The 26,470-nt window shown below is 63.2% G+C and carries 20 protein-coding genes and 1 pseudogene; 14 read left to right on the forward strand and 7 right to left on the reverse strand.

Features of this window, described 5'->3' with window-relative positions; all coding sequences use genetic code 11:
* A pseudogene (locus A477_RS0110830) lies at positions 1-894 on the reverse strand (hypothetical protein); the annotation flags it as partial.
* Between the two features lie 471 nt (positions 895-1,365).
* Here A477_RS0110830 and acs point away from each other — a divergent pair.
* From acs to A477_RS0110850, 4 genes are all read left to right on the forward strand, one after another.
* Positions 1,366-3,411: an acetate--CoA ligase gene (gene acs, locus A477_RS0110835; RefSeq protein WP_026005527.1), complete on the forward strand. Its 2,046-nt coding sequence runs from the start codon at positions 1,366-1,368 to the stop codon at positions 3,409-3,411.
* A gap of 178 nt (positions 3,412-3,589) precedes the next feature.
* Entirely contained in the window at positions 3,590-4,378 is a 789-nt protein-coding gene (locus tag A477_RS0110840; protein ID WP_017199016.1) for a DeoR/GlpR family DNA-binding transcription regulator, read from the forward strand.
* Between the two features lie 149 nt (positions 4,379-4,527).
* Positions 4,528-5,295, forward strand: a complete 768-nt coding sequence (locus tag A477_RS0110845; protein ID WP_017199017.1) for an ABC transporter ATP-binding protein — start codon at positions 4,528-4,530, stop codon at positions 5,293-5,295.
* Between the two features lie 7 nt (positions 5,296-5,302).
* Entirely contained in the window at positions 5,303-6,658 is a 1,356-nt protein-coding gene (locus tag A477_RS0110850) for an FtsX-like permease family protein (protein ID WP_017199018.1), read from the forward strand.
* An 18-nt stretch (positions 6,659-6,676) separates the two neighbouring features.
* Here the strand turns inward: A477_RS0110850 and A477_RS0110855 are convergent, their stop codons facing one another.
* Entirely contained in the window at positions 6,677-7,696 is a 1,020-nt protein-coding gene (locus tag A477_RS0110855; RefSeq protein WP_017199019.1) for a LacI family DNA-binding transcriptional regulator, read from the reverse strand.
* 14 nt (positions 7,697-7,710) lie between these two features.
* Positions 7,711-8,910, reverse strand: a complete 1,200-nt coding sequence (locus tag A477_RS0110860; RefSeq protein WP_017199020.1) for a Gfo/Idh/MocA family protein — start codon at positions 8,908-8,910, stop codon at positions 7,711-7,713.
* 213 nt (positions 8,911-9,123) lie between these two features.
* On the opposite strand from A477_RS0110860, the gene A477_RS0110865 reads away from it, so the two are divergent.
* The 4 genes from A477_RS0110865 (at position 9,124) to A477_RS0110880 (ending at position 14,779) form a co-directional block, all read left to right on the forward strand.
* The gene (locus A477_RS0110865) at positions 9,124-10,083 is read left to right on the forward strand and encodes a carbohydrate ABC transporter permease (RefSeq protein WP_017199021.1); all 960 of its coding nucleotides are present in this window, start codon (positions 9,124-9,126) and stop codon (positions 10,081-10,083) included.
* 9 nt (positions 10,084-10,092) lie between these two features.
* Positions 10,093-11,031 (forward strand): carbohydrate ABC transporter permease, encoded by a 939-nt coding sequence (locus A477_RS0110870; protein WP_017199022.1) that lies wholly within the window; start codon positions 10,093-10,095, stop codon positions 11,029-11,031.
* Positions 11,032-11,105: 74 nt separating this feature from the next.
* Positions 11,106-12,470, forward strand: coding sequence for an ABC transporter substrate-binding protein (locus tag A477_RS0110875; protein ID WP_017199023.1), 1,365 nt, complete (start codon positions 11,106-11,108; stop codon positions 12,468-12,470).
* A 119-nt stretch (positions 12,471-12,589) separates the two neighbouring features.
* On the forward strand, positions 12,590-14,779 hold the full coding sequence (locus A477_RS0110880) for an alpha-galactosidase (RefSeq protein ID WP_017199024.1): 2,190 nt from the start codon (positions 12,590-12,592) through the stop codon (positions 14,777-14,779).
* Positions 14,780-14,879: 100 nt separating this feature from the next.
* Here the strand turns inward: A477_RS0110880 and A477_RS0110885 are convergent, their stop codons facing one another.
* Positions 14,880-15,557 carry a Crp/Fnr family transcriptional regulator gene (locus A477_RS0110885; protein ID WP_011775987.1) on the reverse strand — a complete coding sequence of 226 codons (678 nt, stop codon included), beginning with the start codon at positions 15,555-15,557 and terminating at the stop codon, positions 14,880-14,882.
* A 235-nt stretch (positions 15,558-15,792) separates the two neighbouring features.
* Here A477_RS0110885 and A477_RS0110890 point away from each other — a divergent pair, with 235 nt between their 5' ends.
* Positions 15,793-16,977: a MarP family serine protease gene (locus tag A477_RS0110890; RefSeq protein WP_017199025.1), complete on the forward strand. Its 1,185-nt coding sequence runs from the start codon at positions 15,793-15,795 to the stop codon at positions 16,975-16,977.
* Positions 16,978-17,017: 40 nt separating this feature from the next.
* Positions 17,018-17,482, forward strand: coding sequence for a type II 3-dehydroquinate dehydratase (aroQ, locus tag A477_RS0110895; RefSeq protein WP_026005528.1), 465 nt, complete (start codon positions 17,018-17,020; stop codon positions 17,480-17,482).
* A 194-nt stretch (positions 17,483-17,676) separates the two neighbouring features.
* On the opposite strand, the gene A477_RS0110900 is transcribed toward aroQ, so the two are convergent.
* Genes A477_RS0110900 through sp36 form a run of 3 tightly spaced genes read right to left on the reverse strand, consistent with a single transcriptional unit; the run spans position 17,677 to position 19,300 of the window.
* Complete coding sequence (locus tag A477_RS0110900) at positions 17,677-18,588, reverse strand: NUDIX hydrolase (protein WP_017199027.1); 912 nt, start codon at positions 18,586-18,588, stop codon at positions 17,677-17,679.
* Positions 18,589-18,605: 17 nt separating this feature from the next.
* On the reverse strand, positions 18,606-19,142 hold the full coding sequence (locus A477_RS0110905) for a RidA family protein (protein ID WP_017199028.1): 537 nt from the start codon (positions 19,140-19,142) through the stop codon (positions 18,606-18,608).
* Between the two features lie 2 nt (positions 19,143-19,144).
* Positions 19,145-19,300 (reverse strand): Sp36 family protein, encoded by a 156-nt coding sequence (sp36, locus tag A477_RS23190; RefSeq protein WP_011775990.1) that lies wholly within the window; start codon positions 19,298-19,300, stop codon positions 19,145-19,147.
* On the opposite strand from sp36, the gene A477_RS0110915 reads away from it, so the two are divergent.
* The 4 genes from A477_RS0110915 (at position 19,299) to A477_RS0110930 (ending at position 26,381) form a co-directional block, all read left to right on the forward strand.
* Positions 19,299-21,632, forward strand: coding sequence for a transglycosylase domain-containing protein (locus A477_RS0110915; protein ID WP_017199029.1), 2,334 nt, complete (start codon positions 19,299-19,301; stop codon positions 21,630-21,632). The genes sp36 and A477_RS0110915 overlap by 2 nt on opposite strands.
* A gap of 2 nt (positions 21,633-21,634) precedes the next feature.
* Positions 21,635-22,582, forward strand: coding sequence for a metallophosphoesterase (locus tag A477_RS0110920; protein WP_017199030.1), 948 nt, complete (start codon positions 21,635-21,637; stop codon positions 22,580-22,582).
* A 170-nt stretch (positions 22,583-22,752) separates the two neighbouring features.
* Positions 22,753-24,552: an ABC transporter ATP-binding protein gene (locus tag A477_RS0110925; RefSeq protein ID WP_017199031.1), complete on the forward strand. Its 1,800-nt coding sequence runs from the start codon at positions 22,753-22,755 to the stop codon at positions 24,550-24,552.
* Positions 24,549-26,381: an ABC transporter ATP-binding protein gene (locus A477_RS0110930; RefSeq protein WP_017199032.1), complete on the forward strand. Its 1,833-nt coding sequence runs from the start codon at positions 24,549-24,551 to the stop codon at positions 26,379-26,381. Before A477_RS0110925 ends, A477_RS0110930 begins: the two co-directional genes overlap by 4 nt.
* Positions 26,382-26,470 lie beyond the last annotated feature (89 nt).

Below are 26,470 nucleotides of genomic sequence, written 5' to 3' on the forward strand. Positions count from 1 at the left end.
GGCAGGGGCAGCGGGTGCCGAGCCAGTACCGTCGTCGGGCTTGGCGTCAGCCGCATGCACGACGGCGGGGGTGTCAGTTGCAGGCGACGGCGTGGTTCCGTAGCTGGCCGGCGGAGCGAAGGGGCTCGCACCTGTGGCGGAACCGGCGCTCGGAGCACCCGCGCCTGGAGCACCAGTGGAGGCTGCTGCAGCAGCTGTACCTGAAACATGGGCGACCGGTGCTTGGTATCCGGGCGTTGATCCCTGGAATCCCGGCGTTGAACCGGTGGTCTCGCCCGGCTTCGCCGCTTTAGGGGCCTTTGGCGCTTTGGGGGCAGCCGGCTTGCGGCTGGGGACCGCTGCCTCGCGGGCAACAACGTGCGCCGGCGTCTCAGCGCGGCCCTTGAAATCGGCGGAAAGCCACGGAAGGTGTGGAGCCAGGACAGTTGCAGCCAGCAGGCCTACAGAACCGACCAATCCCAGCAGGACGCTGCCATTAAACGAGTTGGCAATAGTGAGGAAGAACAAGGGGAAGGCGAACGAGGCGGTGACGGACGCGAACTGGTCAACGGACAGCGAGCCAACACGGACGATTGTTCCCGGCTGCAGCCTGCGGGCAACGAAGAGCGCCACCACAACCAGCGGCAGGATGATGCCCAGCAGCAGGAAGAACAGGTTTCCGAGATTCCAGAGGTTGTAGCGCGCCCCGAACATCGGCAGAAGCGACGCGACGAACATCAGGAGCGTGGAGCCGAAAACAGTGAGGTCCCGGATGGTGAACGGCCCGGCGACGGCGTCATACGTGGCAGCGTCGTTCTTGTCAGCAGCGTTGCCACCTGCAGAGGTGGCCGTTCCAGCCGTGGTGTCCGGTCCCGTCCGCTTTGAGTCGTGCGGGCCTGGGCTCAGCTGGTTCATCTATTTCTCCTTCGTACGGCGGCGCCTTGGACAGTCCGGCCCGGCGACCTCCGCGGGATTCCGCGGAGAACCGGACACGCCAGAAGTGCGTCCCAAGACTTCTTCAGCCTATGCCACCCCACTGACACGGTTCTAGCTGAAAACGGCCATCCAGCTTCGCCCACAGCAAACTCCAAGGTTCCTTATGGAAAGTAGCCACCACTTCCGGAGTCGAGAGCGGCAGCCCAGGTCCGCCGTCGTGCGTCATGTAAGCGGTTCCCCGTAACCCCCAGGCGCCATTCGTCGCTAAATCCGCACCGCTCGCTGCCGCATTTGTGACGACGCACACGTAGGACTTCCCGAAGCGATAGTGTTGATGCCGGACAGCACTCTGCGGATCCTTGTGGGACGCGCTCGACGCCGACGACGGCCCGGGCGGGAACCTCACGGCAGGATCCGCGCAGCAAAGATCGATGAATGATGAGGTTCACCATGTCCCAGGACACCACCGGATCCACGGCCACCGCTGCAGCTGCAACGGCCCAAGGCGGTCCGGCCGCACACGTTGACGCGCTTGAAAACCTCCTCCACGAGAACCGCAAGTTTGCTCCGTCGGCAGAGTTCGCCGCGAATGCCGTCACAAACGCCGATGCCTACAAAGAAGCAGAGGCGGACCGCCCCGCATTCTGGGCAAAGCAGGCCCGCGAGCTCTTGACCTGGGAGAAGGACTTCACCGAGGCGCTTGATTGGTCCAACCCGCCGTTCGCCAAGTGGTTCGTCGGCGGCGAGGTCAATGCGGCCTACAACGCGCTGGACCGCCATGTGGAGAACGGCCTGGGCGACCGCGTTGCCATCTACTTCGAAGGCGAGCCCGGCGACACCCGCACCTACACGTACGCGGAACTGACCGAAGAGGTCAAGAAGGCCGCCAACGCCTTCGAGTCACTCGGCGTGGCCAAGGGTGACCGCGTGGCCGTCTACCTGCCCATGATCCCCGAGGCCGTTATCACGCTCCTTGCCTGCGCCAGGATCGGCGCCGTGCACTCCGTGGTGTTTGGCGGCTTCTCCGCAGACGCCCTCCGCTCCCGGATCGAGGACGCGGAAGCCAAGCTGGTGGTTACCGCCGACGGCACCTACCGCCGCGGCAAGCCGAGCGCGCTGAAGCCGGCCGTGGACGAAGCCCTCAGCAAAGAGGGCCACACCGTCCAGAACGTTGTTGTGGTCAAGCGCAACGGCGAGGACGTCAACTGGGTGGAGGGCCGCGACCTCTGGTGGAGCGACACCGTAGATAAGGCAGCAACCGAGCACACCGCCGTCGGGCATGACTCCGAACACCCGCTCTTCATCCTCTACACCTCCGGCACCACGGGCAAGCCCAAGGGCATCCTGCACACGACCGGCGGCTACCTCACGCAGGCCGCATACACGCACAAGTCCGTGTTTGATCTCCATCCCGAAACGGACGTGTACTGGTGCACCGCCGACGTCGGATGGGTCACCGGCCACTCCTACGTCACCTACGCTCCGCTCATCAACGGTGCCACGCAGGTCATGTACGAAGGCACGCCGGACTCCCCTCATCAGGGCCGCTGGTGGGAAATCGTGGAGAAGTACAAAGTTTCCATCCTCTACACCGCGCCTACCGCGATCCGGACCTTCATGAAGTGGGGCCGGGACATCCCGGACAAGTACGACCTCTCCTCCATCCGTGTCCTGGGCTCGGTGGGCGAATCCATCAACCCCGAAGCGTGGATGTGGTACCGCGACGTCATCGGTGCCAACGCCGGCAAGAACGGCGAAAAGAAGGACAACCCGGCACCGATCGTGGACACCTGGTGGCAGACCGAAACCGGCGCCCAGATGATCGCCCCGCTGCCCGGCGTGACCGCCACGAAGCCCGGCTCGGCTCAGGTCCCGCTGCCCGGCATCGCCATTGACGTCGTGGACGAAAACGGTCAATCCGTGGCGAACGGCGAAGGCGGCTACCTGGTGGTCCGCGAACCATGGCCCTCCATGCTGCGCGGCATCTGGGGCGATCCCGAGCGTTTCAAGGACACCTACTGGTCCCGGTTCGAGGCCATGTACTTCGCCGGCGACGGCGCAAAGAAGGACGAAGACGGCGACGTCTGGCTCCTGGGCCGCGTGGACGACGTCATGAACGTCTCCGGGCACCGCCTTTCCACCACCGAGATCGAGTCCGCGTTGGTCTCGCACCCCTCCGTCGCCGAAGCCGCCGTTGTGGGTGCCGCTGACGAGACCACCGGGCAGGCAGTGGTCGCGTTCGTCATCCTCCGCGGTGACGCGGCGAACAACGGTGACGAAACCGTCCTGGAACTGCGCAACCATGTGGGCAAGGAAATCGGCCCGATCGCCAAGCCCAAGCAACTGCTGATCGTTCCCGAACTCCCCAAGACCCGTTCCGGCAAGATCGTCCGCCGCCTCCTGAAGGACATCGCAGAAGGCCGCGACACCGGAGACGCCACCACCCTGGCAGACCCCGGCATCATGACCCAGATCGCGGAGTCCCTCCGTAAGTAAGTAGTTCACGACGGCGCCGCTCACCTCTTGAGGCGAGCGGCGCCGTCGTGCGTTAGATGCCTTAGGTGACGCAGGCGTGACGTCGCCGCACTGGGCCTGCCGGGCTCTGGAAGCCTCCCGCCCTAGACTGGAGCCAGAATCAGCCCCATGTTTGACGAGGTTCCGCAGAAAGGCCCTGATGCTTCAGGCAGCACGCCACACCGCCATCGTCGATGCCGTCCAGCGCGAACGCGTCGTACGGGTCTCTGACCTCGCGCAATTGCTGGGCGTGTCACCCATGACCGTGCGCCGCGACATCGAAGCCCTTGAGGAAGCCGGCCGCGTGGAGCGCATCCACGGCGGAGCCAAACTTCCAGGCGACGCGAGCACCCACGAGCCCGGATTCGAGCTCAAGTCCACGCAACTGACAGCGGAGAAACACGCCATCGCCGTTGAAGCCGCATCCCTTGTCCAGGAAGGTATGGCAATCGGCCTCGGGGCCGGCACCACCACGTGGGCGTTGGCGAAGGAACTCGTCAATGGTCCGCGCATCACCGTGGTCACCAACTCGGTGCGCATCGCAGACCTGTTCCACCACGGCGCCTCGTCCGGCCCCGCACGCTTCGGGTCCACCGTGATACTGATCGGCGGCGAGCGAACGCCGTCGGACGCGCTGGTTGGCCCCATTGCGACTTCTTCGCTGAAGCAGCTCCACCTGGACGTCTTGTTCCTGGGAGTCCACGGCATGGATGCCCACGCCGGTTTCACTACCCCCAACCTGCTGGAGGCCGAGACCAACCGCGCCTTCATGGCGTCCGCCCGGAGCACCGTTGTCCTGGCCGACCACAGCAAGTGGGGAGTGGTGGGCATTGCCTCGATCGCCCAACTGGAAGAAGCCGATGAACTGATCACGGACTCGCTGCTGGGTGAAGACGCCCGGCGCGTACTGGCAGAGAACGTCGCAAAACTCCGGATTGCCGAGGCCTGATCCAGCTAGGTGACAGATACGTCGCTTGAGAGCTCAGAACGACGTTATCTGCGTATTAGTTGGGTCTCATACCCCGGGTGGAGGCCTGCCCGCAGAGTTCAGCCGCGGGGCTGACGCCCCAGCATAGGGGCCGCAGCGATGCTGGATATATGAACGCCATCCTCCACGCCCAGCAGCTCACCAAGCACTACCCCGGCAGCATCGCTTTGGACCACGTCGACTTCACCGCAAACGGCGGTGAGTCCATAGCGATTATTGGACCCTCAGGTTCCGGTAAGACCACCCTTTTGCACTGCCTCGCCGGGATTTTGAGGCCCGACGCCGGTGCCATCACCTTGAACACGCCGTCCTCACCTTTGCGGCTGGACACGTTGGGAGATGCAGGGCTGTCCCGGCTAAGGCGCGAGGAGTTCGGCTTCGTCTTCCAACAAGGCATGCTGCTTCCGGAGCTCACTGCCTTGGAAAACGTGGCGCTGGCGCTCATGCTCAACGGCACGGATCGCAATACTTCAGAGGCGAGGGCCGCCGAATGGCTCGGCGCGTTGGGGCTGGCCGGGATGGAACAACGCCGGTTGGGCGAGCTTTCGGGTGGACAGGTGCAGCGTGTGGCTATCGCCCGCGCCCAGGTCACGGGCGCCCGGGTTGTCTTCGCTGACGAGCCCACCGGCGCTTTGGACTCGGCAACCTCCGCCGAAGTCCTGAACGTGCTCCTCCGCTCAGTAGCTGCAAATGGCCGGACGCTCCTCGTGGTCACCCACGATCCCAATGTTGCTGCCCGTTGCCAGCGCGTTGTGGAGCTGCGCGACGGCAGGATCGTGTCAGATAGCGGCAGTCCCGTTCCGGCTCCCAACTTCCCAGCACAAGCAACGCAGGCCGCGCCGGCCACCGCCAACTTCAAGGGTGCCTTCAATGTCTAGTCTCTCCATGGCCCTGCGCCTCACCCCGTATCTCGCCCGAAGCAACGGGAGCAGCTTCCGGGAAACCGGCCTTCGCGATGCCGGGCTACCCATCCTCGCCTTTGGGACGGTCACTGCGCTGCTGCTCACCGTGGCCGGAGGTTCACAGGTCTTCTGGTCCTGGTCCGACGACATCGCAGGCACCTACCAGGCCTTGGCCGTCGTCGCCATGGTTTTGCTCGTGATCCCGTTGTTGACGCTCGGTGCCTCGGCCGCCCGACTCGCCGCCCGCCGTCGTGATGACCGCCTGGCTTCCCTGCGGTTACTTGGCGCCAACAGCGCGACGGTGGTCTGGATGACCGTTATTGAGTCCACCGTCCTCGCCGCCGTGGGAGCGTTGGCGGGTGCGGGGCTTTATGCCTGCATGGCGCCGTTCCTGGGGCTGATCCAGTTCCGGGGCCAGGCAATCGGAAGCCACGCGTGGCTGTCTGTGCCGTCCATCCTTGGCTGCGTTCTGGCAGTCTGTGTCCTTGCCGCGGCAAGCGCCGCATTGGGGCTCCGGAAAGTTGTGGTGACACCGCTGGGTGTCCGGACCCGGCAAACGGCCGACGGCGCGCACTGGGTTCGCGGACTCATTGCGGCTGTGGTGGTGGTTGTTGGAGTGGTGGCAATGGGGATGCTCAGCAGCTTCGGTGCGTTCGTAGTGATCATTGCCGTGATGGGCGGTTGCTTCGGGCTGGCGCTGCTGGCATTGAACCTCATGGGACCGTGGATCCTGCGATTGAGGGCGTCGTCCCAGCTCAAGCGGGCCAAACGACCCGAGCAACTGCTGGCGGCGCGGACCGTGTTGGAGAGCCCCAAGGAATCGTGGCGACAAGTCGGGGGCGTCGCGATGACCAGTTTTGTGGGGGTATTCGTGGGTGTCGGCATGGCTGTGGCCGACACCATGGGCACCGGCGCTGACGCTGAAGCAACGCTGCTGGTCCGGGACATCAACACCGGAGTGATGATCACCCTGCTGGGCTCGTTCCTGATGGTCGCGTGTTCCGCGGGTGTGAACCAAGCCGCCGCAGTGCTGGACCGGGCTTCCACCTTGGTGGCACTGGACCGGGTTGGGATGCCACGGAAGCTCATGGTGGCGGCGCGGGTCAAAGCCGTGATGTCGCCGCTGTTCCTGGTGGCGGGCATTTCAGCTGCCGCAGCTGCCGTCCTGGTCCTGCCGCTCACGGGTGCCGCGCTGCTGACCCAGCCCGTGGTGATCCTGACCATCGGCGGGGTGTTCGCCGCCGGCTTCCTGCTGGTCCGGCTGGCCGTGGCCGCGGGCACGGCGCAGATCGGCCAGGTGCTGGCCCGCCCCGAGCGCTATGCCAGCATGGACTCGTAACCCGGCCAGCCGCCGGGGCTATTTGCAGCCGCAGGACTGTCGGATGATCAGCTCGGTGGGCAGGATCCGGTGTTGCAGTTCATCCCCGCGGCCCTTGCCAACCAATGCCTGCACTGCGGCTTCGGCCATCGCTTTGACGGGCTGGGCAACAGTAGTCAGCGCGGGCCAGCAGTATTCGGCGTCCAGCGAGCCGTCGAAGGACACCAGCGCAAGGTCCTCGGGCACACGAACGCCTGCCTCATGCAGGGCCCTGAGGATGCCGATGGCTTGCATGTCATTGCTGGCGAAGATCGCGGTGGGACGGTTGGCCATGGCGAGGAAGCGTTTGCCTACCTCGTAGCCACCCGGACGACTGAAGGGACCGTGCAGCATAGGCCCGTCCGGCAGCCCGGCGTCCCGCAAGGTGGCCAGCCAGCCCACCTCGCGCCCATCCAGTTGGTTGCCGGTATTGGTTCCGATTGCCAGGCCAATATTCGTGTGCCCGTGACCAATGAGATGTTCCACGGCAGCACGCGCTCCAGCCTGGAGATCAACACCCACGCTACTAAGTCCCGGGGGCGACCCCGCATTGTTCAGGAGCACTGACGGAATCTCCGAAGCCTCCAGTTCCGTGACATCGGGATCGAACACACAGCTGGCCAGGAATACACCGTCCACCTGGCGGGCTGCCAACGTGCGGATGTTCTTGCGTTCGCGCGTCAGGCTTCCGTCCGAGTTGGTGAGCACCATGCCGAAGCCCAGTTCCGCTGCGGCGTCTTCCACAGCGTGGGCCAGTTGCGTGAAAAACGGGTTGGTGTTGTCCGGAACCACCACGCCAATGGTCTCGCTGGAACCCAGCTTCAGGGCCCGGGCGGCGGCGTTGGGCCGGTATCCGAGGACACGGATGGCGTCGCGAACCTTGGCTTCCGTCGCCGGGGCAACGTTCTTGGGGCCACCGTTCACCACATAACTCACGACGGCGGTACTCACCCCGGCGTACCGGGCCACGTCTTTGCGTGTAACCGGGCCGCGCGAGGTTTGTACCGCCGAAGTTGTCATGAGGTAAATGCTAGCTACTCCACGGGAGCATCACCGAAGTCGTGGATGGGAAGGCGCTCCCCGCCACGAAGCGCAGACTCGTGGGCGACGATTCCCGGCAACGTAAACCGGGCCGCCACCCAGGCGTTTACCGGAGGAAGGCTACGGTTGTTCACGGCCGTGACGAAGTCGTCCACCAGGAATTGGTGGCTTCCTTCATGCCCGTTGGGCGCTCCAAGGAACTCCTGGGGAAGCCTGGACTGGTCATGGACTGGAGCCAACCCCGAGATGAAAGCATCCCGCAGCTCAGGGGCCACGTCCGCCAGGGAGGGATCATCCAAGGACATGGTCGGCTTGGTTTCCACCTGCTGGGACACGTCTTCCACAGTGGACTTGTCCTGCCACACGGTGGTGGTGGCCAGTTGCTCAAAGCTGGCATCGGTGCCAAAGAAACGGAAGCGGGACTCGCGAATATGCGACGGGTACCCTACGCGGCGCATCTCGTTTGTACGCATCGCGCCGCCGTCGTTCATTTCAAACAGCGCCGTGGCGTTCGAGAAGTCGTTGGCGAACATGCTGACATCCTTGTCGAAGACGCCATCGCCACGCTGGTCCTTCACGCCGATGCAGCTGACGCTGACAGCATGTCCGGGGACTGCGCCGAGGACGCCGCCGATCGCGTGAGTGGGATAGAGCATGGGCGGGTAGCTGGCGGTTTCCTTCCAGCGTTCTCCGCCGCTGTATTGGTATGCCTCGTAGAAACCGAGATCCATGTCGTGGACGTAGTCGCCTTCGGTGTAGAAAATCCGGCCAAACTTGCCGGCCGCATGTTGCTGCCGGGCGAAAACCGTTGCGGGGTTGTAGTAGCTGGTCTCGCCCATCGCGTAGACCAACTTGGTCTCACGCACGGCCTCGATGATCCGTTCAATTTCCTCTTCAGAAATAGCCATCGGCACGGCTGAATAAACGTGTTTTCCGGCACGCAGCGCCCGCTCGACCAGCGGCCCGTGCGTCCACCGCTGCGTGAAGATGGCGACAGCATCGACGTCGGACGTCAACAGCTCCTCAAAGCTGCCCATCACGCCATCCAGCCCCCAGCGTTCCTGCGCGGCAGTCGCCCGCTCGGGAAGTTCGTCGATTGCATAGACCGCACTGACGCCGGGATGGAGCTTGAACAAATGGGCGAATTGGCTGCCGAACTGCCCGGCACCCACAACACCGATCGAAAACGTCATTGTTTACCTTCCCTGAGGCTGCAGAAGCAGCCTCCGATGTGTCCTTATCTGATGTCCTGACGAGTCTCGCACCAGGGATCTACTCGAGTCAACGAAAACAACATAAAAGAACATTTTGAACCAAAATTTTGCGCGAACTCTTGCACTATTGAAATCTACTCGTGTAGATTCGCATCCAGTTGTTATTCCCATCACAGCTAGGAAGGGTCGACGATGACCATGCTAACCAAGCCACCGGAACCGGGGCTCTCTGCCAGGGCGCCGCGTAAGTCACCGAAGCGGGGTAAACCATCCGATGGGTTCCGCGGCATCGGCGATTTGAAGATCGCACTCTTCTTCATCGCTCCGGCGATGATCGGATTGATCCTCTTCTACCTCGTCCCGACCATCCGGGGCATCTACCTCAGCTTCACCGAGTACAGCATCCTGGGCGACCCTGAATGGATTGGCGCACGGAACTACGAACGCATAGCCAAGGATCCGCTGTTCTGGAACGCCTTGGGCGTCACGTCGGAATACGTGGTGATCAACATTGTCCTTCAGACGGCGTTGGCCCTGGGCCTCGCAATCCTCATGCACCGCGTCGCAAAATCGACCCTCATCCGCGGCGCGCTGCTGATGCCCTATTTGATGGCAAACGTCATCGCGGCCCTGCTGTGGTTCTGGATGCTTGACTACCAGATCGGCGTCATCAACCAGATCATCGAATGGACCGGACTGCCCCGAGTGGCCTTCTTCGGCAGTGAGCAATGGGCCATCCCCACCCAGGCGCTCATCAACACTTGGCGGCACATGGGCTACACAGCGCTCCTGATCTTCGCCGGGCTCCAGGCCATCCCGAACAGCGTCTACGAGGCCGCCAGCATCGACGGCTCCAAGGCCGTGAGCACTTTCTGGCGGATCACCCTACCGCTGCTGCGACCGGTCCTGGTACTGGTCCTCGTGGTGACCGTAATCGGTTCCTTCCAGGTCTTTGACACCGTTGCCGTTACCACGGCCGGCGGACCTGTCAACGCGACCCGCGTGCTGCAGTTCTACATCTACCAGCGCGCCTTCAACGAACAGGACTTCGGCTACGGATCCGCCCTGGCTGTCATCCTCTTCCTCATCCTCGCCATCGTCGCTTTCCTCCAGATGAAATTCCTCCGCGGCAACCAGTCGGACCTGGACTAAGGACACGCCATGACCACTCTTACCCCGCCTCCTGCCCTGCCCAAGAACGCTGGCCGCCGTCGCCCACTCAGTCGTCCCTTCAACTGGCGCCGCGCCATTGCCCTCACCCTCCTCGCCCTGGCCATCGCCGTGAGCATCCTGCCCTTCTACTGGGTGCTGCGCACAGCCCTGTCCTCCAACGGCTCCCTCGCCGCGAACTCCGCCAACCTGCTGCCCGCCGATTTCAACCTGGGCGCGTTCAAGCGGGTCTTCGGCCTCCAGAGTGCCTCCGAAGCCATCGCAGAAGGCGGCTCGGGCGCTTCGATCAATTTCTGGCAGTACCTTTGGAACTCGCTGCTCTTCTCCGGCATCACTACAGCCTGCGCGGTGTTCTTCAGCTCCATGGCCGCCTATGCTTTCTCCCGGCTGCGGTGGAAAGGACGCGACGCGGTCTTCTCCCTGTTCCTGGCCACCATGCTCGTCCCGCCGATCTTCACCGCCCTGCCCAATTTCCTGCTCATCAAGAACCTGGGCCTGCTGAATTCCATGCTCGGACTCGTGCTGCCTTACCTTTTCATGACCCCGTTCGCGATCTTCTTCATGCGCCAGTTCTTCCTGAACATGTCCAGGGAAGTCGAAGAAGCTGCAATGCTCGACGGCGCCAAGCACTGGCGGATCTTCTTCCAGATCATCATGCCCAACGCCGCTGCCCCGATCGCGACCTTGGCGCTGCTGACCTTCATGGGTCAGTGGAACGAATACTTCTGGCCCCTGCTCGTAGGCACCTCCGAGGAATCCCGGGTGCTCACCGTCGGACTGGGAGTCTTCAAATCCCAGTCCCCGCAAGGAGCACCGGACTGGTCCGGGCTCATGGCCGCAACGCTCGTGTCCGCCACGCCCGTGCTGATCCTCTTCGCCATCTTCGGCAAACGGATCGTCAACTCCATCGGCTTCAACGGCACCAAATAGCTTCCTCCACCTCCCTCCCCGCGGAAACCGGCCTGTGCCGGCACGCACCCCACCCCGTCCTGAAAGGACCAACCATGATGAACAAGAAGACATTAGGCGCCGTCGCCGTCGCAGCAGCCGCTGTCCTCGCACTGTCCGCCTGTTCCGGAGGCTCCTCCGGAGGGAGCTCCGGAGGAGACGCTTCCAAGGGCGAGATCAGCTACTGGCTCTGGGACGCCAACCAGCTCCCTGCCTACCAGCAGTGCGCCACTGACTTCACCAAGGCCAACCCGGACATCACCGTCAAGATCACCCAGACAGGTTGGGACGACTACTGGTCCAAGCTCACCAACGGCATGGCCTCCGGCACCGCACCGGACGTCTTTACGGACCACCTGTCCAAGTACCCGGACTTCCTCAAGACCAAGCAACTGGTGGCCCTTGACGACAGCATCGCGCAGGACAGCGTGGACCTTTCCCAGTACAACGAAGGCCTCGCAGACCTTTGGGTGGGCCAGGACGGCAAACGCTACGGCCTGCCCAAAGACTGGGACACCGTCGCACTGTTCTACAACCAGAAGATGGCCACCGACGCCGGCATTACCCCTGAACAGATGGGCTCCCTGACCTGGAACCCGCAGGACGGCGGAACATACGAGAAGGCAATCGCCCGACTCACTGTGGACAAGAACGGCAAACGCGGCGACGAAGCAGGTTTCGACAAGAACAATGTTGCCGTCTACGGATTGGGCCTGCCGGGCTCCGACGCCGAGAACGCCGGCCAGACGCAGTGGAGCTATCTGTCTGCCACCACCGGCTGGACCACCACAGACAAGAACCCCTGGGGCACCCACTTCAACTACGACGACAAGAAGCTCCAAGACACCATCGACTGGTGGGCCTCGCTCGCCGTGAAGGGCTACATGCCCAAGCTTGAAACCACCGTTGGCGCCAACGCCGCCGACAGCTTCGGCGCAGGCAAGGCCGCCATCAACAGCAATGGTTCCTGGATGATCGGCCAGTACACCGGCTACAAGGGCATCGATGTCGGCATCGCCCCCACACCGCAGGGTCCTGAAGGCAAGCGCGCCTCCATGTTCAACGGCCTGGCCGATTCCGTGTGGGCCGGCACCAAGAAGAAGGACGCCGCCATCAAGTGGGTCGAATACCTCGGCTCCACCGCTTGCCAGGACGTCGTGGCCTCCAAGGCCGTCGTGTTCCCGGCCATCACCACCTCCTCGGAGAAGGCCGCAGACGCCTTCAAGGCCAAGAACGTGGACGTCAGCGCCTTCACCCAGCATGTGAAGGACAAGACCACCTTCATGCTCCCGATCACGGACAACGCCTCCAAGGTTGCTGGAATCATGAAGCCGGCAGTAGACGCGGTAGTCGCCGGGAAGTCCCCGGCCAGTTCGCTGACAGCCGCCAACGAACAGGTCAACGCACTCTTCGCGAAGTAACAACTCTCCTGTTGCGGGGCCCGCTCTGCGCGTTTTCGTATCGAAATAGCGCGCAGAGCGGGCCTCACAACACCCCGTACAGGCCCACAAAGCCCACCGATGTGAAAGTGACTCAACACATGCACCCGCTCCATCTCCGTTCCGCAGGTACCAGCCTGGTGATCGCCACCCACCGTGGAGAGGCTGAGATCATCCACTGGGGAGCCGACCTGGGCGATACCTTGCCGGACCTGTCCATCCTCAGCGAGCCCATTCCGCCCTCGTCCATCGATGCCAACGTCCCAGCGGGGCTCCTCCCCCAGGCGTCGTCGTCGTGGCAAGGACGGCCGGGACTTCGCGGGCACCGCATCACAGATGATGGTCCCGGCTTCGACTTCTCAGTTCGCCTGCGGGTTGCGAGCGCTACGGCGGACGGCAGCACGGCGGTGGTTGTCCAGTCGGATCCCGACGCCGGCATCACGGTGACCAGCAACCTCACCTTGCACACGGGCGGACTTCTCGAACTGCGGCACACGGCTACGAACGACGGCACGTCGCCTTTCCAGGTGGATGAGTTGGCGACGATGCTCCCGGTGGCGCCTGACGCCGTCGAACTTCTGGACCTGACAGGTCGCTGGTGCCGTGAGCGCCACCCCCAGCGCAGGGCCATCCAACAGGGTACCTGGGTGCGCACGGGCCGCCATGGACGGACCGGACACGACTCCTCGCTCCTGTTTGCGGCCGGAACAGCCGGCTTCGGCAACCGACACGGCAAAGTGTGGGCCACGCACCTGGCATGGAGCGGCAACCACGAGCAGTTTGCGGACAACGTTGCCGATGGCCGCACCATGGTGGGAGGCGCCGAGCTGTTGGGACCCGCAGAAGTGGTCCTGCAGCCCGGCGAAAGTTACACAACTCCCGCGCTGTTTGCGGCGTACTCAGACCGGGGACTGGACGGGATTTCCGAGGCTTTCTACTCTTGGTTCCGTTCGCGGCCGCACCATGTGGGTGCAGCTTCCGGGAAAGCCCGCCCAGTAGTCCTCAACACGTGGGAAGCGGTGTACTTCGACCACAACCTGGACACCTTGATCGAGCTGGCCGAGTCAGCTGCAGACCTCGGGGTTGAGCGTTTCGTGCTCGACGACGGCTGGTTCCGCGGGCGCCGCGACGACAACGCCGGGTTGGGCGACTGGTACGTCGACGAGACCATCTGGCCAAGCGGACTGACGCCGTTGATTGATGCCGTGACCGGCCGGGGCATGGAATTCGGTCTGTGGGTTGAGCCGGAAATGGTGAATCTGGACTCCGACGTCGCCAGGGCTCATCCCGAATGGATCGTGGGCCCCTCAGCAACTTCCTATAAGGACGGCGGACGCCTGCCCCTGGGGTGGCGGCAGCAGCATGTGATCGACCTCGTGAACCCGGATGCGTGGCAGTACATTTACGACCGTATGGACACCTTGCTGCGCGAGAACAACATCACCTACCTCAAGTGGGACCAGAACCGGGACCTTCTGGAGCACGGGCATGCGGGCCGGGCTTCGGTGCACGAGCAAACCCTTGCCGCGTACAGGCTGTTCGATGCGCTCCATGCAGCCCACCCAGGGGTTGAGATCGAAAGCTGCTCTTCCGGTGGCGCCCGCGTGGACCTTGGGATCCTGGAGCGGACCGACCGGATCTGGGCTTCAGACTGCAACGACGCCTTGGAACGGCAAACCATCCAACGATGGACCGGAATGGTGGTCCCGCCGGAACTGGTGGGTGGGCACATTGGACCCACCACGTCGCACACCACCGGGCGGACGCACGACCTCTCGTTCCGCGCCATCACGGCGTTGTTTGGACACTTCGGCATGGAGTGGGACGTCCGCTCCGTCACGGGTGCGGAGCGCGAAGAGCTCAAGCGGTTCATCGGTCTCTACAAGGAACACCGTGGACTCATCCACAGTGGCCGAATGGTGCGGGTCGATGTGCCGGACGAGTCCCTGATGGTGCACGGCGTGGTGGCTGACGCTGAAGGGCTCGACGGCGGCACGCCAGTTGGTGCCACCTCTGCCCTGTTCGCCGTGGTGAAGACCCGGACAGGCTTCAGCGAACAGCCCGGACGAGTGACCATTCCCGGGTTGGACCCGTCCCGGATGTACCGGGTGGAGGCGATCTTCCCTGCACCCGGGGACGCCGACTACGGGCACACCTTCACTGAGGCAAAGCCGGCGCCGTGGGTGGCGTCCGGGGCTGAAGCATCGGGACGGTTCCTGGGTGAGGTGGGTCTTCCCATGCCGGTCCTGAACCCGGAGCATGCCATCCTGCTGCGGTTCACGGCCCTCTGACGCTCGCTCACACCCCACGGGCTTGAGCCGAACGCTCGCTCACGGTCAACACAAGAGAAGCCGCCCTGGTTCACAACCAGGGCGGCTTCTTTGTTGCTGTTTAGCGTGAGCGCTGGCGGAGGCGCTGCATGTCCAGGATCACCACGGCGCGGGCTTCCAGGCGGAGCCAGCCGCGCTGAACGAACTCGGCAAGTGCCTTGTTCACTGTTTCGCGGGAAGCACCCACCAGCTGGGCCAGTTCTTCCTGGGTGAGCTCGTGCGCTACCAGGACGCCGTCCGTGGCGGGGCGGCCGAAGCGGTCTGCCAGATCGAGGAGTGCCTTGGCTACACGGCCCGGGACGTCGGAGAAAACGAGGTCGGACAGGGAGTCGTTGGTCCGGCGGAGACGGCGGGCCAGGGCCTGCAGCAGCTGCGCCGAAACCTCCGGGCGCGTGCGGAGCAGGGCGTTGAGGCTCTCGTTCTTGAGGCCGGCCAGGCGAGTTTCCGAGACGGCAGTGGCCGTTGCGGTACGCGGGCTGGGGTCGAACAACGCCATTTCGCCGAAGAGCTCACCCGGGCCGAGGATGGCCAGGAGCGACTCGCGGCCATCGGGGGACGTGCGGCCGAGCTTTACCTTGCCGGAAACGATGAAGTAGAGCTGGTCACCCTGGTCGCCTTCGCGGAACACCGACGCTCCACGTGAAAGGTCCACCTCGGTGAGTTCGTCCGTCAGCAAGCGGAATGCGTCGTCGTCAAGGGTGGCGAAGAGGGGTGCGCGGCGCAATACCTCGATGTCCATGAAATCTCCTGAATATAAGTTTCGGTCGTGGCGCTCAGGCCATTGTTTCAGAATTTTTAAGCTTCTGTGACGTACTTGGCACGTGAAACGCTGAAATGGCGCGGGTTTCGGGGCATCCAGCCCCTCTTGACGCCGTTCAGAGGGGGTATCAGCGGCCCATATCGTGACCGGACTAACGGTTGGTTGTCAGGGTGGCCACCTAGAATTGGCGCTACCCCGGCTATGAGGAGCATTGGTGTTTGGCTTGACGATATTGGATTTGGCATTGATCTTGATGCTGCTGTCCTACCTGATCTATGGCCTGCGGAACGGTTTTATGGTCACGCTGGGTGGAATCGCAGGATTCGTCGTCGGCGCCATTGCGGCCTTCATGGCAGTTCCACTCGTCAGCGGCTGGGTGACCGACAGCGGTTGGAGGCTGACCGCCACGGTGGGTGCCGCCGTCGTGCTTATCGCTTTGGGCCACGGGCTTGGCACCATGATCGGGCGTAAAGTCCGCCACGCCGTGCGGATCAAGCCGTTGCATGCCGTGGACCGACTAATCGGTGGCGTGGTGAGCGTTGTCGTGGCGGCGCTGGTGATGTCCATGCTCGCGTTCAGCATCAGTTCTCTCGGCGTGCCGTTCGTTTCGCAGCAATTGGCGGAGTCCCGCGTCATTCGTTACATCGACAATGTGACTCCCACGCCCGTCAAGAGCACCATGGCACAGCTGCGGTCCACGGTGATCGGCGACGGAATTCCCAAACTCATTGAGGGCGTCGGACCAGTAACGCCCGTGCCCGTTCCCAACGAGTCCACCGACACTCCAGCCCTCAACCAGGCCGCCGATTCCGTCCTCAAGATCGCCGGTACCGCCTTCGAATGCGGGCAGAACCAGACCGGTTCCGGATTCGTGGTCTCGCCCGGGCGCGTCGTCACCAATGCGCATGTTGTGGCGGGCGTGTCGCAGCCGGTTGTGGAAGTTCCCGACGGCGGGGCGTTGCCGGGTCGGGTAGTGTACTTCGACTCCCAGCGGGACATCGCCGTCCTGGCCGTGGATGGCCTTCAGTCCAACCCGCTACCCTTGAGCGCCGATTTGGCGGCAGGCAGTCCCGCCGCTTTTGCGGGGTACCCGCACGGCGGTCCGTTCCAATCCAAGCCGGCCACTGTACAAGGCATTTCCACCATTCTCGTTCCCGATATTTACGGCAACAATCCCTCGCCGGAGCTGGTCTACCGGCTGGCGGGCGACGTCCAGCCAGGTAACTCAGGTGGCCCCCTGCTGACTATGCAGGGGCAGGTGGCCGGGCTGATCTTCGCCAAGACAACCACAGACGCCGCCCTCGGCTTCGCCCTCACCATGCAGGACCTGGAACCGGTGGCCGCGCAGGCTCCCGGCCTCAGCGACCCCGTCTCCGCCGGTCAGTGCACCCGCAAGTAACGATTCCCGGACTCCTCCGGACCGCTATAGATTGGGAGCCATGACTGAAGCCACTCCTGCCACCGAAACCGGTCGCGGCACCATCCTTGTGATCAACGGCCCCAACCTGAACCTTCTGGGCACCCGCGAACCGGAGAAGTACGGCACGTCCACCCTGGCCGATGTGGAGCAACTGGCCATGACTGCGGCCGCTGCCCATGGCTTCACTGTCGACTGCGTTCAGTCCAACCACGAGGGCGACCTCTTGGACGCCATCCACGCTGCGCGAGGCACCGCCGTCGGAATTGTGATCAACGCCGGTGCCTACACACATACGTCCGTGGCCCTTCGTGACGCCCTGGCGGCTGTGCAGCTGCCCGCCGTCGAGGTCCACATCACCAACGTTCACCAGCGGGAAGAGTTTCGCCACCACTCGTACCTGTCGGGTGTGTGCAACGCGATCATCGTAGGAGCGGGTGTGCTGGGCTACAAGCTGGCCATCGAGTATCTGGCAGACACGGTCTAACGCATGCGGGACGTGAGCGAGCGTCCGCATCAAGCCCGAGGGACGTGAGCGAGCGTCCGGCCCAAACCCGCGGGACGTGAAAGAGCGTCGGGCTCAAACCCGCGGGACGTGAGAGAGCGACCGCCCCAAACCCGCGGGATGTGAGAGAGCGTCCGCATCAAGCCCGAGGGATATGAGCGAGCGTCAAATGGCGGTTAGCGCTCGCGCTGGGGCTCCCCTGCCACGGTGCGGGCGGCTTCAACTTCGAGCATCAGGAGTCCGCCTTCGTCCACCAGTTTTGCTTGATACACGTGAGCTTTGCGTTTGTAGCTCAGATAGGCGATGCAACCGTTGGCGTTGGCCATTTTTTCGAGCATGATCTCGGAACCTGGTACCAAGAGCTGGCCGAGTTTGAGGCCAACGGTATTTTCCTGGCCTACTTCGTCACCCAGTGCAGAGGTGTCCCGCAGGGCAATGGCTTCCGCGGCGCACACCCAGCGGCCCCACACTCCCTTGCTCCCCAGGATGCTGGGTTGCTGGTTCACGGGGACGGTGGCGGCGAAGTAGCGGGTGTTGAAACGCGCATGGGCGAAGTCCGGGCTGAGCCAGTTCACCAGAGGCTTCAGAAGGTCGGTGCGGAGGGAGAGTCCGCGCTTGGAGAGCATCTCCGTGAAGGACTTCTCTTGGGCGGCCACGGCTTCACGGGCACGCATCCAGTCGACGGTGGAGTTCGCTTCCACTGTGGAGGAAGCATCAGGGCCTGCGAGCAGGACGCCGGTTTCTTCGAAGAGTTCGCGGATGGCGCCCACAACGTGACGGCGGGCGAGCCCGACGTCGTCCGTTCCCATCTGCTCAGCCCAATGCTGGGGTGAGGGGCCTAGCCAACCCACGGGGTCGTCGTCGGACGGGTCCAGTGAGCCGCCCGGGAACGCGACAACGCCCAACGGCGAGGAACCTGGCCTGTATCCAAGCCAGGTTTCCAAACCGGTGGGCGAGTCGCGCAACAGCACAACTGAGGAGGCATGGCGGGCGGCCCTGGGGGTTCGCTCGCCAAGCTCAAGCCAGTTTCGTGCTGCCCCCTCAAGTTCCGGGGGCAGTGCGAACAAACGGCGGGCAAGCTGCGGCAATTGGGTGAACCGATTCCTTAGCTGAATTCAGCGATGAGCTCGACTTCAACAGGAGAGTCGAGCGGCAAGACAGAGACGCCGACGGCCGAGCGTGCGTGCTTGCCGGCGTCGCCGAAGACCTGTCCGAGGAGTTCAGACGCACCGTTGATCACGCCGGGCTGACCGGTGAAGGTGGGCTCGGAGGATACGAAACCCACCACCTTGACGATGCGGGTGACGCGGTCAAGGTCGCCGATGACGCTCTTGACCGCAGCCAAGGCGTTGATGGCGCACAGGGCTGCGTAACGCTTGGCATCTTCCGGATCAACGGTGGGCTCGTCTGACGCGCCCAACTCGCCGAGGGACACCTTGCCCGTAGCTTCGAGTTTGCCGTTAATAAACGGCAGCTGTCCGGAGGTGTATACGTAGTTGCCGGAGACGATGGCCGGTACGTAATCGGCGACGGGCGCGGCGACCTCGGGGAGGGTTAATCCGAGCTCGGCCAGACGCTGCTCAACGGCAGACGTGGGGGCGCCGGATTCCGCGGCAGACGTGGCTTCTGCAGGGGTGGTCATGATTACTGCTTCTCCCTCTTCAGGTATGCAACAAGGCCTTTGCCATCGGGGCCACCGACGACCTGGACGAGCTCCCAGCCGTCCTCGCCCCACTGGTCCAGGATCTGCTTCGTAGCGTGAATAATGAGCGGAATCGTGGCGTACTCCCATTTGGTCATGACAGAAAGCCTAGCCCTTGCCGGTAAAGTGGAAAACATGGTGACTCGCAAGAACCCACTATTCGACACTGCCACCACCCTCGGAAAGATTCTAGGCTTCCTTGGTGTGAGCGCGATTTGTGGCGTCCTGGTGGCGGGCCTTTTGGTCCCCGCAGCCGCCGTTTCGGGCAGTGCCGCAAGTGGTTCAATTCAGTTCTTTGACACTCTGCCGGCGGAACTCCAGGTGGATCCGCCCAGCCAGAACACCACGATCCTGGCGAAGGACGGTTCGCCGATCGCCTCGATCTACGCAGAGAACCGGACCAAGGTTCCGCTGGATCAAATGAGCCCGTTCATCAAGGACGCTGTCATCGCTATCGAGGACAGCCGTTTTTATGAGCACGGCGGCATTGACACCACCGGCATTATGCGAGCCATCGTCAGCACCGCCCGCGGCAACAAGCAGGGCGCGTCCACCATCACGCAGCAGTACGTGAACAACGTCATCAACGAGTCCCTGGTGGCGTCCGACCGCGAAGAAGACGTCAAGCTCAACGGTGGCGGTAAGGGCGTGGGCGACAAGCTTCGCGAAATGAAGCTTGCGATCGCCCTGGAGAAGAAGTTCTCCAAGGAGCAGATCCTTGAGGGTTACCTCAACATCGTCTTCTTCAACCGTGACGCCTACGGCATTGAGGCTGCCTCGAAGTTCTTCTTCAGCACCTCTGCCAAGGACCTGACGCTTCCGCAGGCTGCCCTCCTGGCCGGCCTGGTGAACAGCCCGTCGGCCTTCGATCCCATCGCCAACCCTGACAGCTCCAAGGTTCGCCGTGACCTGGTGCTCGCCTCCATGGTTAACCAGGGGAAGATCACTCAGGCACAGTACGAAGAAGCTGTCGCCACTCCGGTCACCACGCAGGTCACCCCGGCTCGCCAGGGCTGCGCGTATGCCACCATGGCTCCGTACTTCTGTGACTACGTGCTCCACCTGCTCTTCAACAACCCGGCGTACGGTGACACCACGGAAGAGCGCGTCAAGCGCATTCAGCGTGGTGGCCTCACCATCCAGACCACCCTCGATCCCACCGCCCAGAACGTCGCACAGCAGCAGGTCGACGCAACGGCTGGCGCTAACCCGGACAAGTGGGGCGCGTCGATCGTCTCCGTCCAGCCGGGCACCGGCCAGATCGTGAGCATGGCCCAGAACACTGTTTGGCTGCCTCAAGAGGGCAAGTTCGATCAGACGCAAAATTTCAACGTGGATGTCCTGGACGCCAACGGCAACGACCTCAACGGCATCGGCGGATTCCAGCCCGGTTCAACGATGAAGCCCTTTACGTTCGCCCAGTGGCTGAACGAGGGCAAGTCGATGGAAACGAACGTCAACGCGGCGGTTCGCAAGTATCCGCAGAACTTCCCTTGGAAGAATACGTGCCCCACACCGACCGATGGCTTCTATGATGGCAACGTGCAGGGCAGCTTCGACCTCCAAAATGCTGAACCACAGTACTACCGGAACATGACGGTCCTCTGGGGCCTCAAGAACTCCATCAACACAGCCACGTTCGCTTCGGCGGCGCAGGTTGATCTCTGCGGCATCCAGGGCATCGTTGATGCCACAGGCATCCACGGCGGCCTTCCGACACGCGACGACACGGGTAAAGTCACGGATCCAAACCCGAAGGTTCAGATGACTCGATTGTCCAACCTCATTGGTGCGACGCAGACCGCACCTCTGACCATGGCTTCGTCTTTCGCAACCTTCGCCGCTGACGGCAAGTACTGCGAACCAATTGCTATAACTTCGGTGAAAGACCAGTCCGGTGCCTCTTTGCCTGCCCAGTCTTCCAGTTGCAAGGATGCGGTAAAGCCTGAAGTAGCCCGCGGCGTCGCTTATGCCATGGGCAAGGTGCTGGATGAAGGCTCAGGCTCGTTGATCCGCCCGGCCCTGAACTCCAAGAACTTCCCGGTGGCCGCCAAGACCGGAACCAACGACACCAACGGCTCCACTTGGGTAGTCGGGTACACCTCCGGCCTCGCGACTGCCTCATGGTTTGGTGATCCTCTGGATGACCAGTCCCGTCCCGGCCGTAATCTGACCATTAATGGCAAGTCCTACGATGCTATCGACGGCTACATGATTGCAGGTCCGCAGTTCACCAACTACATGCTGGCTGTGGCTCCGGCCTATGGGACCAATCCGTTCCCGGCTCCGCCGTCAAACCTGACGGGAGCTCCTGCTCCGCAGCGTAACAACACCCCGTCCAAAAACACCCCGTCCACCGCGCCCAACCCGCCGTCCACTGGGAACGGCAACAACGGGAACGGTAACAACGGCAACGGCAATAAGAACTGACCATGTCGTTTAGTGATTCATTGGCAAACCGCGTCCGCACTATCGGGCGCGGTTTCGCCGTCACTGCTGCCGTCGGTGCGGCAGCAGGCGCAGCGGCCGCCGCATACGGGTGGTGGGAAAAGGACCAGTTCGAGGTCCGCCACGAAACCTTGCCCATTCTCCCTGCCGGTTCAGCCCCGCTCAGCGTCCTGCACCTAAGCGACATCCACTTCGTACCGGGCCAGGACAAGAAGACGCAGTGGCTGCAATCGCTGGCGGACCTCAAGCCTGACCTCGTGGTCAACACGGGCGACAATCTCAGCCACACCAAGGCCGTCGATCCCCTGATCCAGGCACTGCGCCCGCTGCTGGAGTTCCCGGGCGTCTTCGTTCCGGGTTCCAACGATTACTACGCCCCGCGGATCAAGAACCCGGTGGGCTACTTCCGTGGTCCTTCCCGGATGCGGACCGACCCCATTGCCTTGGACTGGCCGAAGCTTCGTTCGGCCTTCGGCATGGGAGGTTGGATCGACCTCACCAACCGCGCCCAGTCAGTGGTGCTGAACGGCCTGCGCTTCGACTTCTCTGGCGTGGACGATCCCCACCTGAACCGCGAACGCTATGCCGGCTGGCCCCGTGGAACGGTCAACCAGGATGCCCGCCCGCACCTGAAGGTGGCAGTCATCCACGCTCCGTACCAGCGCGTGCTGGACCACTTCACCGAAGCCGGATCGGACCTGATCCTCGCCGGCCACACGCACGGCGGCCAAATCTGCATCCCTGGTTACGGCGCACTCGTCGCCAACTGCGATCTCCCCAACTGGCGCGCCAAGGGCCTCCACGACTGGGAAAGCGACAGCTTCACGACGCCGGTCAACGTCTCCGGCGGCATCGGGACATCGCGCTTCGCTCCAGTCCGCATCGCCTGCCGCCCGGAAGCAGTGCTGCTGACGCTCACGCCCCGCAGCTAGAATCCGTCCACCAGCTAGAACCTGAGGGATCATTACGATCTTCAATAACTGGGTCAAACATTTCACCTCAGGTGCGTGGTCCTGTGAATCGAATCACGCCATGGCATAGGGTAGTTGCTACGGGAAACTACCTCCGCACCATCTGAAGATCCAGCTGTTGAGAAGCGGGCATGTCCAAGCAAACGTCATTCTTCACCTCCGTCGGCCGCCTGTACCCTCACGTGCGGCCCATCCTCCCCCGACTATTCATGGGCCTGATCTGCGCCCTCTTGGCCAGCATCGTCGCGCTGACCATCCCGCAAGTCCTGCGGGTTCTTGTCAACAACTCTTTGCAGCCCGGCGGTTCCACGGACGCCGTCTGGATTGCCGCCGTCGTGATTCTTGCTTTGGGTATCGCGGAAGCCGGGCTGGTGGCCTTGCGCAGGCAGTTCGTCATCAACCCCGCCACCACGGTGGAAACCCGGATGCGCGTGACCCTATACGGTCACCTGCAACAGCTGACGGTGGCTTTCCATGACCGTTGGGGCTCGGGCCAACTGCTCTCCCGCGCCATGACGGACCTGAGCTTCCTGCGCCGCTGGATGGCGTTCGGCGCGATCATGTTGGTGGTCACTACACTGACGGTGATCATCGGCGTCGGCGTGATGTTCTCCATGAGCTGGCAGCTGGCGCTGATCTTCCTGTGCGCGGCAGTGCCGATCATGATCAACTCTTTCCGCTTCCGCCGCCGCTTCAGCTTGGTCACCCGCCTCAGCCAGGACCAAGCGGGCGATCTTGCTACCACTGTGGAAGAGTCCGTCCACGGCATCCGCGTCCTGAAGGCTTTTGGCCGCAGCCGCGAAGCGCTGGAGAACTTCAACGGCCAGGCAGAAGAGCTGCGCCAGACCGAGATCGCCAAGGCCAAGCAGCAAGCCGGCTTCACGCTGGTGGTCACGCTGCTGCCGGAGTTGGCGCTGGGCGTCGGACTGGTCGTGGGCATCATGCTCGCGGCCAGCGGCCAGCTGAGCATCGGCTCGCTGGTCGCCTTCTTTGCCACAGCAGCGGTGGTGGCCACTCCCGTGGAGTTCTCCGGGATGCTCCTGGCCATGGCCCTGACCGCCAAAACCGCGCTGGATCGCCATTTTGAGGTGATGGACACGGAAAACACCATCACCTCCCCGGACCAGGCCACGGTTCCGGAAACCGTGAAGGGCGCCCTGCGCTTTGAGCACGCAGGTTTCGGGTTCGACGACGGCGGCACCCTCCTGCACGACGTCACCCTGGATATACGCCCCGGGGAAACAATGGCACTTGTAGGCATCACGGGTAGCGGCAAGAGCGCCCTGCTCCAGCTGGTCCCCCGCCTCTATGACGTCACCGAGGGCGCCGTGACCATCGACGGTGTGGACGTTCGTGACTACGACATCGACGAACTCCGCAAGATCGTTGCCGTGGCGTTCGAGGACACAACATTGTTCTCCAGTTCGGTGCGGGACAACGTCTTGCTCGGAGCTCCGCATCCCGGCGACGCTGCCCTGGACGAGGCCTTGGACGTGGCACAGGCACAGTTCGCGTACTCGCTGCCGGACGGCGTCGACACGCTTATCGGCGAGGAAGGGCTGAGCCTGTCCGGTGGCCAGCGGCAACGCATCGCCTTGGCCCGCGCGATCGCCGCCAAGCCCAAGGTTCTGGTCCTGGACGATCCCCTGTCCGCCCTCGACGTGAATACCGAGGAACGTGTGGAAGCCCGTTTGCGCGAGGTCCTGCGCGAGACTACCACCCTGATCGTCGCGCACCGCCCGTCCACCGTGGCCTTGGCGGACCGGGTGGCTCTGCTCGAAAACGGGACCATCACCGCCGTCGGGACCCATACGGAACTGCTGGCCGAGAATGATCACTACCGCTACGTCATCGCCAGCCTGGACGCCGGTCCGAAGGACCTGGACACGGAACTGGATGAGCTCGAAGAAGCTGAGGAGGCCCGCCGGTGAGTGCCGGAACGTTTGGAACCGCCAACGAGGACAACACTCTCCTCACCAAGGCAGACAGCAAAGCCGTACGACGCCGGTCGCTCACCCTGCTTGCCTCGCTCATCCGCCCGGTGCGCTTGCGTTTCTGGCTGACGATCGTGATGGTGGTGGTCTCGCAGCTCACCCGTGTTGCAGGACCTGCGTTGATCGCCTTCGGCATCGACAACGCTCTTCCTGCACTGCAGGCCGGCGACAACGGGCCCTTGGTCCTGGCCGGCTCCCTCTACTTGGCGGCTGCGATTGCCACGGCTGGAATGACTGCGCTGTACGTGACCTCCACTGCCCGGTTGAGCCAGGCCATGCTGTTGGATCTGCGCCTTCGGGTCTTCCGGCACACCCAGCGGTTGAGCCTTGAGTTCCACGAGAAGTACACCTCCGGCCGCATCATCGCCCGGCAGACATCGGACCTCGAAGCGCTCCGGGAACTCTTGGATTCCGGAGTGAGTTCCCTGGCGTCGGGCATGCTGTTCATGGTGTTCACAGCTGTGACTGTTTTTGCCTTGGATTGGCAAAGCGGATTGATCGTGCTCGCGGCCGGCGTCCCCATGTTCTTCCTTGCGCGTTGGTACCAGAAGCATTCGCAGATCGCCTTCCGTGAATCCCGCGTGGTGTCTGCCCGGCTGATCGTCCACTTCGTGGAGACGATGACCGGGATCCGTGCCGTGAAGGCCTTCCGCAAGGAGCGCGAGAATGCCTCCCGGTACGGCGAACTGGCCGAGGACTACCGCAAGAACACCGTCCGCTCCATCAACTTGAACGGCATTTTCCAGCCTGGTTTGGTGCTGATCGGCAATGTTTGTGTGGCCGTGGTTCTGCTGTTCGGCGGCTTCCGGGTGCTGAGTGGGGACCTTGCTGTTGGCGTCCTGCTGGCATTGATCCTGTCCACCAAACGCTTCTTCCAGCCCGTGGACCAGATGGCGATGTTCTACAACTCCTTCCAAAGCGCCCAGGCTGCCCTGGAAAAGGTGTCCGGGCTCCTCGAAGAAGTGCCCACCGTCCGTCCGCCCAAGAACCCGGTACCGCTAAAGACTTCACGGGGCGAGATCGACTTCAAGGGTGTGGAGTTCGGCTACAGCGACGGCAAGATTGTCGTCCCAAAGCTTGACCTTCACATTCCGGCTGGCCAGACGGTTGCCCTGGTAGGCCAGACGGGTGCGGGAAAGTCGACGTTGGCCAAGCTCGTGGCACGCTTCTACGACGTCACTTCCGGGGCGATCACCCTTGACGGCGTCGATCTCCGTGACCTGTCCACCACAGACCTCCGCCGCGCCGTGGTCATGGTGACGCAGGAGGCGTTCCTGTTCAGCGGCTCCGTGGCGGACAACATCGCGCTGGGACGGCCCGAAGCGTCCCGTAAAGAGATCGAATCCGCAGCTGCGGCGGTGGGTGCCCACGAGTTCATCATGAGTCTCCCCGAGGGATACGACACGGACGTCAACAAGCGAGGTGGCAGGGTGTCTTCCGGTCAACGCCAGCTCATCGGCTTTGCCCGAGCGTTCCTGGCTGCACCGGCCGTGCTGATTCTGGACGAAGCGACCTCCTCCTTGGACGTTCCTTCTGAACGTATGGTTCAGCAAGGATTGTCCAAGCTGTTGGAGGGGGTGGCCGGTGGCCGGGGAGCCCGGACGGCCATCATCATTGCTCACCGCCTCTCAACTGTGGAGACGGCTGACAGGGTTCTGGTGGTCCACGACGGATGCATTGTGGAGGACGGGACGCCGGCCGAGTTGATCAGCGGCGGCGGACGGTTTGCCCAACTGCACGGGGCTTGGCGCGACTCCTTGGTCTAGCCCTTGCCGCGGGCAGGCGTGACCAGCGACACCCCATCCTCGATTTCGCATCACGGGACGTTTCGGCTATTCTTGAACAGTTGCTTTCG

It is taken from the genome of Arthrobacter sp. M2012083 (assembly GCF_000281065.1).
Taxonomy (GTDB): Bacteria; Actinomycetota; Actinomycetes; order Actinomycetales; family Micrococcaceae; genus Arthrobacter.

Excerpts from the sequence above, each read along its gene's own strand:
- aroQ (WP_026005528.1), top strand. The coding sequence starts at position 17,018 with ATGACTGAAGCCACTCCTGCCACCGAAACCGGTCGCGGCACCATCCTT.
- A477_RS0110855 (WP_017199019.1), bottom strand. The coding sequence starts at position 7,696 with ATGACAACTTCGGCGGTACAAACCTCGCGCGGCCCGGTTACACGCAAA.
- sp36 (WP_011775990.1), bottom strand. The coding sequence starts at position 19,300 with ATGACCAAATGGGAGTACGCCACGATTCCGCTCATTATTCACGCTACG.
- A477_RS0110905 (WP_017199028.1), bottom strand. The coding sequence starts at position 19,142 with ATGACCACCCCTGCAGAAGCCACGTCTGCCGCGGAATCCGGCGCCCCC.
- A477_RS0110845 (WP_017199017.1), top strand. The coding sequence starts at position 4,528 with ATGAACGCCATCCTCCACGCCCAGCAGCTCACCAAGCACTACCCCGGC.
- A477_RS0110840 (WP_017199016.1), top strand. The coding sequence starts at position 3,590 with ATGCTTCAGGCAGCACGCCACACCGCCATCGTCGATGCCGTCCAGCGC.
- A477_RS0110885 (WP_011775987.1), bottom strand. The coding sequence starts at position 15,557 with ATGGACATCGAGGTATTGCGCCGCGCACCCCTCTTCGCCACCCTTGAC.
- A477_RS0110860 (WP_017199020.1), bottom strand. The coding sequence starts at position 8,910 with ATGACGTTTTCGATCGGTGTTGTGGGTGCCGGGCAGTTCGGCAGCCAA.
- A477_RS0110865 (WP_017199021.1), top strand. The coding sequence starts at position 9,124 with ATGACCATGCTAACCAAGCCACCGGAACCGGGGCTCTCTGCCAGGGCG.
- A477_RS0110875 (WP_017199023.1), top strand. The coding sequence starts at position 11,106 with ATGATGAACAAGAAGACATTAGGCGCCGTCGCCGTCGCAGCAGCCGCT.
- A477_RS0110850 (WP_017199018.1), top strand. The coding sequence starts at position 5,303 with ATGGCCCTGCGCCTCACCCCGTATCTCGCCCGAAGCAACGGGAGCAGC.
- acs (WP_026005527.1), top strand. The coding sequence starts at position 1,366 with ATGTCCCAGGACACCACCGGATCCACGGCCACCGCTGCAGCTGCAACG.
- A477_RS0110925 (WP_017199031.1), top strand. The coding sequence starts at position 22,753 with ATGTCCAAGCAAACGTCATTCTTCACCTCCGTCGGCCGCCTGTACCCT.
- A477_RS0110920 (WP_017199030.1), top strand. The coding sequence starts at position 21,635 with ATGTCGTTTAGTGATTCATTGGCAAACCGCGTCCGCACTATCGGGCGC.
- A477_RS0110880 (WP_017199024.1), top strand. The coding sequence starts at position 12,590 with ATGCACCCGCTCCATCTCCGTTCCGCAGGTACCAGCCTGGTGATCGCC.
- A477_RS0110915 (WP_017199029.1), top strand. The coding sequence starts at position 19,299 with ATGACAGAAAGCCTAGCCCTTGCCGGTAAAGTGGAAAACATGGTGACT.
- A477_RS0110870 (WP_017199022.1), top strand. The coding sequence starts at position 10,093 with ATGACCACTCTTACCCCGCCTCCTGCCCTGCCCAAGAACGCTGGCCGC.